The organism is Sporomusa sphaeroides DSM 2875 (assembly GCF_001941975.2).
Taxonomy (GTDB): Bacteria; Bacillota; Negativicutes; order Sporomusales; family Sporomusaceae; genus Sporomusa; species Sporomusa sphaeroides.
Map to the genome: position 1 here is coordinate 1,764,690 of NZ_CP146991.1, position 13,786 is coordinate 1,778,475.

Consider the following 13,786-nt stretch of genomic DNA (forward strand, 5'->3'; position numbering starts at 1 on the left):
GCGACGACAACAAAGCCTGGCAGCAAAAAGGCCGGTGATATACTTCGTGTTCCCGCCGGGTGAGGCACTGGCAATGCAGGTAACAAAAAGGAGTTGTTGACAATGCAACAAAAAGTATTTGTTTCGGGGCTTATTCCCCAAATTGCGGCCGAGATGCTGTCCAAGCATTTTGAAGTAACCATGCACAACGATCTTCGTCTTTTAAACAAGCAGGAAATTATCGATGGCCTGGCAGGAAAAGATGCATTATTGTGCCTGCTCTCGGATAACATTGATGCCGAAATAATCGCTTCAAATCCCAATTTGAAGATTATTGCCAACTATGGTGCCGGATTTAATAATATTGATGTAGCTGCCGCTACCTCCCGGAAGATTCCGGTAACCAACACACCTGCAGTTTCCACCAATGCCACTGCTGATTTAACCTGGGGGCTGATTTTGGCTATTGCCCGCCGTATTGTTGAGGGGGATAAAACTACCAGGGCCGGCAAGTTTACCGGTTGGGCGCCATTGTATCATTTGGGCGTTGAAGTGACAGGGAAGACACTGGGGATTATTGGTATGGGCAATATTGGCAGGGCTGTGGCAAAACGTGCCAGAGGCTTTGATATGCGGATCGTTTATTATACCCGCACCCGTTTGCAGCCTGAACTTGAGCAGGAACTGGGGCTTGAATATCTGCCACAGGAAGAAGTCATTAAGCAGGCCGATTTCCTAACCTTCCACCAGAGCTATAATCCGGCCATGAAACATATGATCGGCTCTAAGGAATTGACCAGTATGAAGCCTACTGCGTTCCTGATTAACGCGGCCCGCGGCCCGTTGATTGATGAGGCTGCCTTGCTTACGGCACTCAAGAGCAAGACAATTGCCGGTGCGGCTCTTGATGTATATGAATTTGAGCCTAAAGTGACCGCCGGTCTGGAAGAACTTGATAATGTAGTGTTAGCGCCGCATTTGGGCAATGCAACCATTGAGACCAGAAACGCTATGGCCGAGATTGCTGCTAACAATATTATTGCCGTTCTCACCGGCGGCAAGCCGCTTACCTGTGTCAATTCGCAAATTTACGAATAGAAATTCCGGTAAAATTTCCTTCTAACATATGGTAGCAGTAAAATTCCGTCGCAGACACTATTCTTACGAATAGGTTTTGCGGCGGTTTTGTTTTGCAGGTACCTAGTACCTCATCTCCCTTAAAACAAGGATAGTTTGCGTATCTTTTCCCGCACTGCTTCGTTGTCGTCGCCTTACATATGTCCGATATGTGCGGCTCCTCCGCCTTGCATTGCGAAAAAATCTACGCAAACTATTCCCTCGATTTAAGAAAGATGAGGTACTCGTGACATAATATGGGGGAACTGAATACTATGAAGTATAATGCTCTAAAAGGCACCGCCTTGGGGGGATGCTATTGTTTAATCAGACGGATGAAGTAAATAATTTGTTAACATTAATGAAACTGCAAAACAGCAATATTCATGAGCTAAACAAACTCATCTTAACTACAGTCTCGGATATGATGCTGCCTACCAGTCATGAATTTAATGAGTTTGTTAAACATGTTTCCGAATTTGCCCATTATCATTACAATAGTGAAGGATATAGTCAGGCTGCCCAATTGGTGCAGGCATATCACTATATTCTCTGGGAGCGATTACTTGACAGCCAGGTTTTAGCGGCTGCTGAACAAATGGAACTGGCAATTGGGTATTTGGAACTGGTTGCGCGGGAAAGGCAAATACGGATTCACCCGCAAATTCTGTTGCTAAACCAGTGCATACTATTTATGGAAGAAACTCAACTGAAAATCATCGAGACCCTGGAAAAACTTTTAGAAAACTCACATCCTGCTCCCCAATTGCAAAATTAAAAAAATTCAGCCATAAACAGGATTTTGGCTGTTCATAGGGAATTCTTATAAAGACATAATGCATATAAAAACATTATGTCTTTATGTTGATAAGTAACAGGAGGATGGCAATGATTACAATCCAGGAAAAAGTAAATAAGCTTAATACCATACTCTTAACGCTCAAAAGTGCAGTTATTGCCTTCTCCGGCGGTGTTGACAGTACTTTTTTGGCTGCAGCCGCGCATAGGGTGCTGGGGGATAATACTATGGCCATAACGGCGGTATCCGAATCATCTCCGGCCAGAGAGTGCGAGGAGGCCAGGGCGTTTGCCCAGGCAATTGGTATCAAGCATACCGTGCTGCCAGCTTCAGAGATGAATAGCGCTGATTTTGTTGCTAATACGTCCCAGAGATGCTATTATTGCAAAAAGGAACGGTTTTCCGCACTGGTGGCTTGGTCGCGGGAGCATGGCTTTGACTGGGTTATTGAGGGCTCGAATGCCGATGATTTAGGAGATTTTCGCCCAGGGATGAAAGCCATTGCCGAACTGCCACAGGTAAAAAGCCCACTGCTGGAAGCCGGCTTTACCAAAGAGGATATCCGGGCTGTGTCGAAAGAATGGGGGCTGCCCACCTGGGACAAGCCAAGTGCGGCCTGCCTTGTATCACGCCTGGTGTATGGGCTGGAGATTACCGCTGAACGGTTGCGGCAGGTAGAACTTGCCGAGGAAGTGGTGCGGCAGTATTGTTCAGGTCAGATCCGAGTGCGTCATCATGATACTCTGGCACGTATCGAGCTGCAGCCGGAAGCAGTGGCAAAGCTGTTAGCCAGCCAGGAGTTGTTGCCGGCTATTGTTTCAGGTATAAAGCAGCTTGGGTTTACATATGTTACGCTTGATCTTAGTGGTTATCGCACCGGCAGTATGAATGAGACGTTGAACGAGGTGTAGAAAATGGATGTTGACCATGTAAGCAGCCTGCTAAGAGAATTTAAGACAGGCGAATTAAGCTTAGAGGAAACGGTTGAGAAACTAAAGATACTGCCTTATGAAGATTTGGAATTTGCTAAACTGGATCACCATCGCCTGATCAGGCAAGGATTTGCCGAAGTGGTTTTCTGTCAGGGGAAAACGGTGGAACAAGTGCAGGCTATTGTTCAACGGCTGGCCGAATATAATCATAGTATTTTGGCGACAAGAGCCAGCAAAGAGATGTATACTGCCGTAAAAGCCGTTGTAGCTGATGCTGAGTATCATGAATTGGCCAGATTAATTACTGTTGAGCGGCAAAAACCGCCTGTTGATAGTGAACGGTTTATTTTGGTGATGAGTGCCGGCACCAGTGATATTCCGGTAGCTGAGGAAGCGGCTGTTACTGCTGAAATTATGGGCAATGAAGTCAGACGGGTATATGATGTGGGGGTGGCCGGGATTCATCGCCTGCTTGATCAAAGGCAGCTTATCGAGCAGGCTAATGTACTTATTGTTGTTGCTGGGATGGAAGGGGCGCTGGCCAGTGTTGTTGGCGGCATGGCAGCCAAACCTGTCATTGCAGTGCCGACAAGTATTGGCTATGGCGCAAGTTTTGGTGGGCTTGCGGCATTATTAAGCATGCTCAACAGTTGCGCGGCAGGTATCGCTGTTGTGAATATTGACAATGGTTTCGGCGCAGGCAGGCTGGCCAGCATTATTAATCAAATGAGGTGATTTGAACTAATGGATGTAAAATATAATGCAATTTATCTTGACTGTTTTGCCGGTATTAGCGGCAACATGCTGCTGGGGGCGCTGCTGGACGCCGGTGCACCGGCAGAACTGCTTCGGACAGAACTGGCTAAATTGCCAGTAACCGGCTATGAGCTAGTAATAACCAGAGTGGACAAAGGCGGTATCAATGCCTGTTATCTAGATGTTCAGGTAGACGAGTCGGTGCATGAGCATCGCACTTTAGCTGATATTGTCGCTATGATCGATTGTGCAGAGCTTGCACCTGCGGTTAAGGAACTGGCTAAGCGGATATTTACCCGTCTGGCAGAGGCCGAAGGGAAGGTTCACGGCATGCCGGCCGAAGAGGTTCATTTTCATGAAGTCGGCGCAGTTGATTCGATTGTGGATATTGTTGGGATTGCCTGGGCGCTTGATTACCTGGGGATCGAACATATCTATGCTTCACGCCTGCATGTTGGCAGCGGCTTTGTTCAGTGTTGTCACGGACTTATGCCGGTACCGGCACCGGCCACTGCCGAACTCTTGCAGGGTATTCCCTGCTATCAGGGCGATATTGCCAAAGAACTGGTGACACCTACCGGCGCTGCTGTGCTGGCGACCTTAGGCAATGGTTTTGGAGCTATGCCTGAAAGCTTTGTCAGTGCCCGAATTGGTTATGGGGCTGGTACCTGGGAACTGGAAATTCCCAATGTTTTGCGGTTATATGCAGGCAATGTGTCCGCCTTGCTGAGTGGCCGGGAGGACGGACAATGTTTGGTGCTGGAAGCCAATATTGATGACCAAAGCCCGGAGTTGTATGGTTATGTAATGGACAGACTCTTTGCTGCCGGGGCACTGGATGTTTGGCTGACGCCTATTTTTATGAAGAAAAACCGGCCGGCAACGAAACTGTCTGTACTGATTCCCGCAGATTGCCGGACTAAAGCAGTTGATATTGTTTTACAGGAAACCACCTCAATTGGCATGCGCATCTATCCGGTATCACGGTCTATGGCTAGTCGCGAGTTTATGGTTATTAGCTTGCCTTGGGGAGAAGTCAAGGTGAAAATTAGCTCCCACCAGGGCAAGATATGTAATGTAGCGCCCGAATATGAAGATTGCCGCAAAATTGCTGAAGCCACCGGGGTGCCGCTTAAGGTAGTTCAACATATTGCGTTAAAAGAAGCTATGTCAATTTGTTAAGGACAGAAGGTTGTAGATGGATATGCTAAACGCAAGACTGGCGGTTCTGAAGGAAGGGTTTGCCCAGGCAGGATTTACGATAACGGCGGAAAAGCCGATCAATTATGGCTGGCAGGTAAAGGTTTCCGACGGGCAGGCCACAGTGACTGTTAATATATATAATGGAAAAAAGGGCATTAGTATTGTTGTGGGTGGTTCTGGGTCCCCGCTCAAAACAGCCGTGGAGGCCATTTGCGCAGGAAAAACGCCGGCTGCGGGCGGGGGTGCCGGGAAGGCGCAGCTAATTGCCGGACGGCCGCCAGGCTTTGAGGCTGTGGTTGATTTTGATAATAAATGGATTGGTCTTGATGAATCAGGTAAAGGCGATTTCTTTGGTCCGCTGGTAGTGGCTGCGGTGTTGGTGGACGAACAGACGGCCGATAAACTGGCCGCCGTAGGAGTAAAAGACAGCAAAGCCCTGTCTGACGAAAAAAACCGTGCTCTGGCAGAACGTATCAGGGAAGAGTGCGCACACCGGTTTGTTGAATTGGCGTGGATGCCGGCTGAGTATAATGCTATGTACAGCAAGTTTAACAGTGCCGGTAGGAACCTCAATCATTTTCTGGCCTTTTCGCACGCCCGGGCTCTTGAGAGCCTGCTAACCCAGGAGCCGGCCAAGTTTGCCATCGCCGACCAATTCGCCCACGAACGTTTTATTCAGGCCGAACTCTTAGAAAAAGGTCAGGAGATTACCTTAATACAGATGCACCGGGCTGAGCGCAATATTGCCGTTGCCGCCGCTTCCATCCTGGCGCGTGACCGATTTTTAGTCAGCATGGCCGAGCTTTCTGCACAGTTTGGCATCAGCTTTCCTAAAGGGGCAGTCCAGGTAGTTGGCGTTGCCCGGGAATTTGCCGGAAAGTATGGAAAAGCGGCATTAAACCAAGTTTGCAAGCTCCATTTTAAGACTTTTGAGCAGATATAACTCAATTTGGAAAATTTTTAGCAGGAAAAAAGGAAAACATGTAAAATTATATTGTTAATATTGTAACATATACTAATTATATATCCGGGAGTGGCGTGCGGGGAGGGAAAGCAATGACTGCAAAGTATCGTATCAAACCATATCCGCTCGACGAAGTAAAGCCTGGGATGGAAATTGGGCGGATGGTACTGACGCGGGACAAAAAGATTGTTCTCAGTGAAGGAACAATTCTCTCACAAAGCATGATTGAAGGCCTAAAGTTTTGGGATATTTCCACAGTATTTATTAAGGAATTACTCTCAGATGAGCCTGATATTGATTTTTCTATTCCGGAAACTCTCCAGCAAAAAAAGTTTTATGCTGACTATGACGATACGGTGCATGCGCTCAAAGAGTCATTTGCTAAAATACGCTTTTTCAAGGAAGTGCCACTGGCGGCTATACGTGAATTAACCAATAATTCGATTGACCCGTTGGTTAATTCAACCGGAGTAATCAATCATATTCATATGATACGCCGTCAGGATGATTATACGTTTCATCATTCAGTTAATGTGGCGGTAATTTGTGGCGTATTGGGAAAATGGCTTGGGTTTGCCGAACAGGATTTGCAGGATTTGATGTTAGCCGGTTTGCTGCATGATGTTGGCAAAACCCAGATTCCCTTGGAAATACTCAATAAGCCTGGCAAGCTTACGCCTGAAGAAATGGAAATTATGCGTTTGCACACAATCCGGGGGTACCGATTGGTGTGTGATATACCTAATCTGCCAATGGGTGTGGCTTATGGAGTTTTCCAGCACCATGAACGTTTTGACGGCAGCGGTTATCCACTGGGCGTTGCTAGTGATAAAATTCACGACTACGCAAAAATTATTGCCATTGCTGATATCTATGATGCCATGACTTCCGACCGTGTATATCATCGCAAGATTACACCCTTTGCTGTGGTAGATATGATCCTTGAGGAAATGTTTCATAAGCTTGACCCTGAGATTGGCATAGTATTTTTAAATAATATTCGCGATTTTTTTGTGGGTAATATTGTAGAATTAAGTGATGGACGACAGGCAGAGGTGATTTATCTTGGACATTTTCTGGCATCAAGGCCGGTTGTAGTCACTTCGGACATAGAATACATTGATTTGGAACGTAATAAGAGTCTGAGCATTGTAAAAGTTATCAGAGCTTAATTGCAGAAAATAAATGATTAGATAGGGGAACGCTTATGAAGAAAAAGGCAGTTGTGCTGTTGTCTGGCGGATTGGATTCTACAGTATGTATGGCTGTCGCTAACAGCGAAGGCTATGAACTGCTGCCAATAAGCTTTAATTATCATCAGCGGCACAAGCGGGAACTTGCGGCCGCCGCCAGTGTCGCTCAGCATTATAATGTTGACCGTCATTTGATTATTGAGACAAATATGGATGCCATTGGCGGCAGTGCGCTGACTGATCCTAAGCTGGCTGTCCCGGAAGGGGATACCGGCGCTGCTGAAGTTCCTATTACCTATGTGCCTGCCCGGAATTTGATTTTTTTGAGTTATGCTCTTGGCTATGCTGAAGTAACGGAAGCTGAGCGGGTATATATCGGTGTTAACGCCTTGGATTATTCAGGCTATCCTGATTGCCGCCCTGAATTCATTGCCATGTTTCAGCAACTGGCTAACTATTCTACCAAAGCTACGGCTGAGGATGGCCGGAAGATTATTATTGAGACACCCCTGATAGCCTTAAGCAAAAAGGATATCGTATTATTAGGGGATAAGCTGGCAGCACCGCTTCATCTGACAACAAGCTGCTATCAGGGCCAGGATGCGGCTTGTGGACAATGTGACAGCTGTCTTTTGCGTCTTAAAGGATTTGCTGAGGCAGGACTGAAGGACCCTATTTTGTATCATACTAGGAGTGAATAACATGAAGCAAACGACCCAGGGAAAGAGCGGGATTAAGGATGTTCAAAACAGCTGTGATGAGCGTGGTATTGCTATTCAGAAGGTTGGGGTCAGTGATGTTCACTTACCTTTTTTAATAAAAACCAAGAGTGGCTCGTTCCAGTCGGTATTGGCAAAAATTAAGCTTGCTGTTGATTTGCCCCAAGAGTTTAAAGGCACCCATATGAGCCGCTTCATCGAAATACTGAGTGATTGGAGTCAAAAACCGGTATCCTATCGCGAAGTGGAGTATATGCTGACAGATACTATTGATCGCTTACATGCCATGCGGGCACATATTGATATTCATTTTAAATATTTTATTGAGAAAGCGGCGCCGGTAAGCGGCTTAAAAAGCATGCTGGATTATGATTGCGTATTTTCCGCTGAACTGGTTCGCGGCGAACAATTGGACTTTATGTTTGGAATTACGGTGCCATTTACGTCGCTTTGTCCGTGCAGTAAAGAAATTTCGCATTATGGAGCCCATAACCAGCGGGGAACTATGCGGGCAAAAATTAAACAGCTGCCAGGCAAATTTATTTGGATTGAAGATCTGGCGGCCATGATGGAGGAGCAGGGCAGCTGCCAGGTGTATGCGTTGTTAAAGCGCGAAGATGAAAAGTATGTTACGGAAAAGGCGTATGAAAATCCAAAGTTTGTGGAAGATGTGCTTAGGGATTTGGTACTAACACTGCGCAAGATTGATGGTGTAGAGTGGTTTGAAGTGGAATGCGAAAACTATGAGTCCATTCATAATCATAGTGCCTATGCTGCGCATGTTGAGTGCGTGGAACAATGAAACAAGCGGCGCCAGACTCTTTGAATGAGTCCGGCGCCGCGTCGGTTTTACTTATTGCTATTCGGCGCTATAGTCGCCATTAGCATCATATTTTGCAGTTAATGTTTGATTAGCCTTTTGGGTTTTTGCGTTAGTAGCAGCTGTGCTGCTGCTGGTTTGCGACTGCTTAGCCAGTTGGCTTAATTGGTTCATATCTGCTGAAGAAGCCGAGGTGCCGGCAGCCGTGGAAGAGGAAGCGCTGGTTCCGGCAGTGTTACTGGAATAATCCTTGTTGGCATCCATTTTAGCAGTCAAGGTACCATATTCGCTTTTGCTTTCAGCTTGCTTGCTTTGTTTGGATTGTGTCATCGTGTAATTACCTCCCTGTATTTTATATTTGGTCACGCAACCAGTAATAGTATCAGAAATCACATATCAACTCATACCAGGGATATTTTGCCCCATTAACCATTTTCGCAGAGGAAATAAAATCTTTTTGAGGAAACTATGAAACAGTTAATTGTAAATGCCGACGATTTCGGTTTGCATGAAACCATTAATCTCGGTATCGTTGAAGGATATATTAAGGGCTGTATAACCAGCACTTCAATCATGGCCGGTGCGCCTGCCTTTAATCATGCAGCCGCTTTAGCGGCAGTCCATCCGCAGTTGGGAATAGGGGTTCATCTCACGCTGGTTGGCGGGTTGCCGGCAGCCGAACCGGGACAGGTTATTTCGCTAATTGATAAGGACGGACTGCTATGCTCCAGCTATCCGGTATTTTTGCAAAAATTTTGTTTAGCCGGTGTTCGTCTTGAGGATGTAAGGCGGGAGTTTACCGCCCAAGTGAAAAAAGTAATGGCAGCCGGCATTGCCATTACTCATCTTGACAGCCATCAACATATGCATGTGGTGCCTGGGATAATCGATGTTGTCATCGACATTGCCAAACAGTTTGCTATTCCGGCTTTGCGGATACCGGCCGAGCCGTCCTTGTTTTTCGGTGGTTTCAGGCCAACTGCCGGTAGGCTTATTGGCCGGCTGGGTCTTAGTACGCTGGCAAACTTGGCCCGCCCGAAGGTGCGGCGTGCAGGGCTGGCTGCGCCTGAACATTTTTATGGAATGTTGGCCGGCGGCAGCATGAATGAAGAGATTTTGCTGAACATTATTGATAATCTGCCTAACGGTCTGTCAGAAATTATGGTCCATCCGGGTCTGGATAATAGCGTATTACACCAGGCATTTGGCTGGGATTATCATTGGCAGCAGGAGTTGGCGGCCGTTGCCAGCCGGCAGGTGATGGAATGCCTGGCACAGCGGCAGGTCAAACTGGTATCCTTTGGCAGTCTGGCAGTCCGCCCGGTTTAGTAGCCTGCTAAGTCTGGTAGTTTGCCAAGTCTAAAACCGTAGGCTGAATTGGCAGGGACACTTGAATTTGGGCTTGGTGGCGTACTATGTAGAAAGAATAACAGATAGAGGATGAGCAATATGAAAGCACTAGTAACTGGCGGCGCCGGCTTTATCGGCTCGCATACTGTTGATAAGATGCTGGACAAAGGCTGGGAGGTTGTTGTACTTGATAACCTAAGTACAGGCTTGCGTGCCAATGTTGCGGACGGGGTCAAATTTGTGAAAATGGATATTCTGGACGTTGAGCTGTTGAATGTATTTTCTCAGGAAAGGTTTGATTGTGTAGTGCATCTTGCTGCACAAACATCAGTACCCTATTCTGTTGACCATCCTGATATTGATTGTCAGGTAAACTTGCTCGGCATGGTGAATGTTTTGGAAGCCTGCCGCAAAACAGGTGTTAAACGGGTGGTATTTGCCTCCAGTGCTGCAGTTTACGGCGATGCGGACTGTTTGCCGATTGTTGAGGAAGCGCACCTTAAGCCCGGGTCTTTTTATGGTCTTACCAAGTGTACCGGTGAAAAGTATCTTGCGCTCTACAGCCAGATCCATCAGCTTGACTATGTTGTTCTCCGTTATGCCAATGTATATGGTGAACGTCAAGGCGACGGCGGCGAGGGAGGGGTAGTAAGCATTTTTACCCGCAAACTTCATCAAAATCAGCCGATCTGTATTTTTGGCGATGGCGGCCAGACCAGAGACTTTATTTATGTTGGTGATGTGGCTGAGGCAAATTGTCAGGCCCTTATGGCGCATACGCGGGTAAATAGGGTATATAACATTAGCAGTCAGACACAAACCAGTGTTAACGATTTGATTGCAATATTGGCGGCTGTGGCTGACAAGCCAATAGACAGGAGCTATCTGCCGCCTCGAGAAGGGGATATTTATCACTCGACACTATCAAATCGTGCTGCTCTTGCCGGTATTGGCTGGCAGCCTTATATGCCGTTGCCTGAAGGCCTGCGACGAACCTATCATGCTTTGAATAAGGCAATGTAAATTACTAACTTTTTTTTTGCAGCTTATAAAATTTTTAGCAGGAAAATGTCGCAATAACAGCAAATTTAAAATTGGATAACCAATTATTATGGTTATACTAGGGTATATATATCAGTATCCACACTAGTCATACACTGATTGAAAGAGGAGTGAAAGCTGTTATGGCACTGGCTATTAAACCAAAGCTATGTAAAGGCTGTGGTATCTGTGTGCATTTTTGTCCTAAAGCCGTTCTGGATTTAGACGAAATGGGCAAAATCTATGCAAAAGATCCAGATAAATGTATTATCTGTGGTCAATGCGAGCTGCGTTGCCCGGATTATGCGATTAAAGTAACCAAAGAAGAAAAAACCAGTACGAAAACCGATGGGGGGGCTGCCAAGTGACAAAAGCACGCTTAATGCAGGGTAATCAGGCTTGTGCCGAAGGGGCACTGGCGGCTGGAGTTCGTTTTTTTGGCGGTTATCCTATTACCCCAAGTACTGAAGTTGCTGAAATACTTGCTGAAAAACTGCCGGCGCTGGGCGGTAAGTTTATCCAGATGGAAGATGAAATTGCCAGCATGGGTGCCGTATGCGGCGCAGCCCTGACCGGAGTTAAGGCACTTACTGCTACCAGTGGCCCCGGCTTTTCACTCAAGCAGGAATTAATCGGCTATGCCTCTATTGCTGAAATTCCGGTTGTAATTGTTAATGTGCAGCGTTTAGGCCCAAGCACCGGCAAACCTACATCACCCGGTCAAGGGGATGTTATGCAGGCTCGCTGGGGCAGTCACGGCGACCGTGGTGTAATTGCTCTGTCGCCGGCATCTGTGCGTGAATGTTTTGATGTAACCGTCAAAGCAGTTAATTTTTCGGAAAAGTTCCGTACTCCTGTTGTGCTGCTGTTGGACGAAGTCATCGGCCATATGCGCGAGCGGGTAGAATTACCGGAACCGGATGAAATTGAGATCATTGACCGTAAATTGCCTGCTGTCCCGCCAAGCGAGTATCAGGCGTACAAACCTGAGGCCGATGGCATTCCGCCGATGGCTGCTTTCGGGTCAGGCTATTATTACCATGTAACAGGCTTGGTGCATAATTATCTGGGACAGCCTACCCAGGCTAATGACCTTACAGCTGAGCTCATTGAACGTTTACACACTAAAATTGATAATGCCAAAGAGGAACTGACGCTTTACACCGAGCATTATCTTGATGATGCCGAAGTATTGGTTGTGTCTTATGGCGGATCGGCCAGAGCAGCCATTGCTGCTGTGAAGGCAGCCAGAGAGCAGGGGATTAAGGCAGGTCTCTTGAAATTGATTACCATCTGGCCGTTTCCAGGCGATGTTGTAAAACAGGCAGCAGCAAAAGTCAAAAAGGTTATTGTGCCTGAAATGAACTATGGCCAATTGGCCGGTGAAATTGAGCGGTATGTAGGTCAGGACAAAGTAGTTTCTGTTACCAGGGTCGACGGTGAACTATTTAAACCGGAAGAAATACTGGCACCAATTGTTACAGCCGTTGGAGGTGCTAAATAATGGCAGACATCGAAAAATATTTGCGGCCGTCAGCTTTTCCCCATATCTGGTGTCCCGGCTGCGGCAATGGTATCATCTTGGCTTCTATCATTCGCGCCATTGATAAATTAGGTCTTGATCAGGAAAAGACCATTATTGTATCAGGTATCGGCTGTTCGTCCCGGGCATCCGGTTACATGAACTTCAATACTGTCCACACAGCTCATGGCAGAGCGCTGACTTTTGCCACAGGTATTAAGCTGGCGCAACCTGAACTGAATGTCTTGGTCATTACCGGTGATGGCGACTCTACCGCTATTGGCGGCAATCATTTCATTCATGCTGCCAGACGGAATATCGACCTTACTACCATTATCTTTAACAACAATATCTATGGTATGACCGGCGGACAGTCCTCGCCGCTTACCCCGCTTGCCAGCAGATCAACGACGGCACCGTTTGGTCATATTGAGCGGTCCTTTGACATTGGGGCATTAGCTATTGCTGCCGGTGCTACCTATGTGGCCAGGGCAACCGCATTTCATGCCAATATGTTGACAGATCTCGTCGTCAAAGGTATTGAAAATAAAGGCTTTTCCGTAATTGATGCCATTACCCAATGTCCTGTTTCTTACGGACGTAAAAACAAGATGGGTTCGGCAGCTAAAATGATGGAATGGCAGAAAGAACACGCAATTCCGGTTCAGGCTGCTGCCAAGCTTTCGCAGGAACAGCTTAAAGACAAGTTTGTTATTGGCGAACTTCACCGTTCGGAAGCCCCTGAGTTTACCGCAGAATATGACAAACTGATTGCTCATGTTCAGGCCAAAAGGGGGAATAAATAATGTGGCAAATTAGCTTGAGCGGTACTGGTGGTCAAGGTTTGATTCTTGCCGGTATTATTTTGGCGGAAGCGGCTATTCTTGACGGCAAGCAGACCATTCAGACCCAGTCCTATGGTCCGGAGGCCAGAGGGGGAGCCAGCAAATCCGAAGTCCTTATCAGTGATCAGGAAATCGATTATCCCAAAGCTACCGCGGCAGATATTTTGCTGGCTATGAGCCAGGAAGCCTGCAATAAATATATCGGCCTGTTAAAGCAAGGCGGCAAGCTGGTTGTTGATACTACCCTGGTTAAAACACTGCCGGAAGTAGATGCCAAAGTCTTGGCATTGCCGATAACCCATATTGCCCGTAATGAACTGGGGAATGTTATGGTTGCCAATATTGTTGCTCTTGGTGCATTGGCCGGTTTTGCCGATCTGGTAGAACTGGAATGTTTGACCAAGGCTGTGCTGGCCAGAGTACCTAAAGGTACTGAAGAACTTAACAAGAAAGCGCTTGAAACCGGCTATGCCCTGGGGCAGGCAGAGAGATAAGCAGCAAAATGAACAGCCAAAAGGAGTCTTTCTCAGCGAAAGACTCCTTTTTT

General features: G+C 46.9%; 16 protein-coding genes. 15 read left to right on the top strand and 1 reads right to left on the bottom strand.

The features are described from left to right. Positions 1-102: 102 nt before the first annotated feature. From SPSPH_RS07870 to folE2, 9 genes are all read left to right on the top strand, one after another. A complete protein-coding gene (locus SPSPH_RS07870; RefSeq protein ID WP_075754804.1) occupies positions 103-1,077 on the top strand; it encodes a 2-hydroxyacid dehydrogenase family protein in 975 nt (324 codons plus the stop codon). A 337-nt stretch (positions 1,078-1,414) separates the two neighbouring features. Then, positions 1,415-1,873 carry a hypothetical protein gene (locus SPSPH_RS07875; protein WP_075754806.1) on the top strand — a complete coding sequence of 153 codons (459 nt, stop codon included), beginning with the start codon at positions 1,415-1,417 and terminating at the stop codon, positions 1,871-1,873. A 110-nt stretch (positions 1,874-1,983) separates the two neighbouring features. Then, positions 1,984-2,805, top strand: coding sequence for an ATP-dependent sacrificial sulfur transferase LarE (gene larE / locus SPSPH_RS07880; protein ID WP_075754809.1), 822 nt, complete (start codon positions 1,984-1,986; stop codon positions 2,803-2,805). A 3-nt stretch (positions 2,806-2,808) separates the two neighbouring features. After that, complete coding sequence (gene larB, locus SPSPH_RS07885; RefSeq protein WP_075754811.1) at positions 2,809-3,561, top strand: nickel pincer cofactor biosynthesis protein LarB; 753 nt, start codon at positions 2,809-2,811, stop codon at positions 3,559-3,561. A gap of 9 nt (positions 3,562-3,570) precedes the next feature. Further along, positions 3,571-4,764 carry a nickel pincer cofactor biosynthesis protein LarC gene (gene larC / locus SPSPH_RS07890; RefSeq protein WP_075754813.1) on the top strand — a complete coding sequence of 398 codons (1,194 nt, stop codon included), beginning with the start codon at positions 3,571-3,573 and terminating at the stop codon, positions 4,762-4,764. Positions 4,765-4,780: 16 nt separating this feature from the next. Beyond that, positions 4,781-5,728, top strand: a complete 948-nt coding sequence (gene rnhC, locus SPSPH_RS07895) for a ribonuclease HIII (RefSeq protein ID WP_233138740.1) — start codon at positions 4,781-4,783, stop codon at positions 5,726-5,728. A 113-nt stretch (positions 5,729-5,841) separates the two neighbouring features. Further along, positions 5,842-6,921 (top strand): HD-GYP domain-containing protein, encoded by a 1,080-nt coding sequence (locus SPSPH_RS07900; RefSeq protein WP_075754815.1) that lies wholly within the window; start codon positions 5,842-5,844, stop codon positions 6,919-6,921. Positions 6,922-6,956: 35 nt separating this feature from the next. Beyond that, entirely contained in the window at positions 6,957-7,643 is a 687-nt protein-coding gene (gene queC, locus SPSPH_RS07905) for a 7-cyano-7-deazaguanine synthase QueC (protein ID WP_075754817.1), read from the top strand. 31 nt (positions 7,644-7,674) lie between these two features. Then, complete coding sequence (folE2, locus tag SPSPH_RS07910) at positions 7,675-8,463, top strand: GTP cyclohydrolase FolE2 (RefSeq protein WP_075756019.1); 789 nt, start codon at positions 7,675-7,677, stop codon at positions 8,461-8,463. A gap of 57 nt (positions 8,464-8,520) precedes the next feature. Here the strand turns inward: folE2 and SPSPH_RS07915 are convergent, their stop codons facing one another. Beyond that, positions 8,521-8,811: a hypothetical protein gene (locus tag SPSPH_RS07915; protein ID WP_075754819.1), complete on the bottom strand. Its 291-nt coding sequence runs from the start codon at positions 8,809-8,811 to the stop codon at positions 8,521-8,523. Positions 8,812-8,949: 138 nt separating this feature from the next. On the opposite strand from SPSPH_RS07915, the gene SPSPH_RS07920 reads away from it, so the two are divergent. From SPSPH_RS07920 to SPSPH_RS07945, 6 genes are all read left to right on the top strand, one after another. Then, positions 8,950-9,810 carry a ChbG/HpnK family deacetylase gene (locus SPSPH_RS07920; protein ID WP_075754821.1) on the top strand — a complete coding sequence of 287 codons (861 nt, stop codon included), beginning with the start codon at positions 8,950-8,952 and terminating at the stop codon, positions 9,808-9,810. 120 nt (positions 9,811-9,930) lie between these two features. Next, positions 9,931-10,854: an NAD-dependent epimerase/dehydratase family protein gene (locus SPSPH_RS07925; RefSeq protein WP_075754823.1), complete on the top strand. Its 924-nt coding sequence runs from the start codon at positions 9,931-9,933 to the stop codon at positions 10,852-10,854. A 161-nt stretch (positions 10,855-11,015) separates the two neighbouring features. Continuing rightward, positions 11,016-11,240 carry a 4Fe-4S dicluster domain-containing protein gene (locus SPSPH_RS07930; protein WP_075754825.1) on the top strand — a complete coding sequence of 75 codons (225 nt, stop codon included), beginning with the start codon at positions 11,016-11,018 and terminating at the stop codon, positions 11,238-11,240. Further along, a complete protein-coding gene (locus tag SPSPH_RS07935; protein WP_075754827.1) occupies positions 11,237-12,376 on the top strand; it encodes a 2-oxoacid:acceptor oxidoreductase subunit alpha in 1,140 nt (379 codons plus the stop codon). Before SPSPH_RS07930 ends, SPSPH_RS07935 begins: the two co-directional genes overlap by 4 nt. Beyond that, positions 12,376-13,200: a thiamine pyrophosphate-dependent enzyme gene (locus SPSPH_RS07940; protein WP_083945451.1), complete on the top strand. Its 825-nt coding sequence runs from the start codon at positions 12,376-12,378 to the stop codon at positions 13,198-13,200. Before SPSPH_RS07935 ends, SPSPH_RS07940 begins: the two co-directional genes overlap by 1 nt. Then, positions 13,200-13,733 (top strand): 2-oxoacid:acceptor oxidoreductase family protein, encoded by a 534-nt coding sequence (locus SPSPH_RS07945; RefSeq protein ID WP_075754831.1) that lies wholly within the window; start codon positions 13,200-13,202, stop codon positions 13,731-13,733. The genes SPSPH_RS07940 and SPSPH_RS07945 overlap by 1 nt, the downstream gene beginning before the upstream one ends. Positions 13,734-13,786 lie beyond the last annotated feature (53 nt).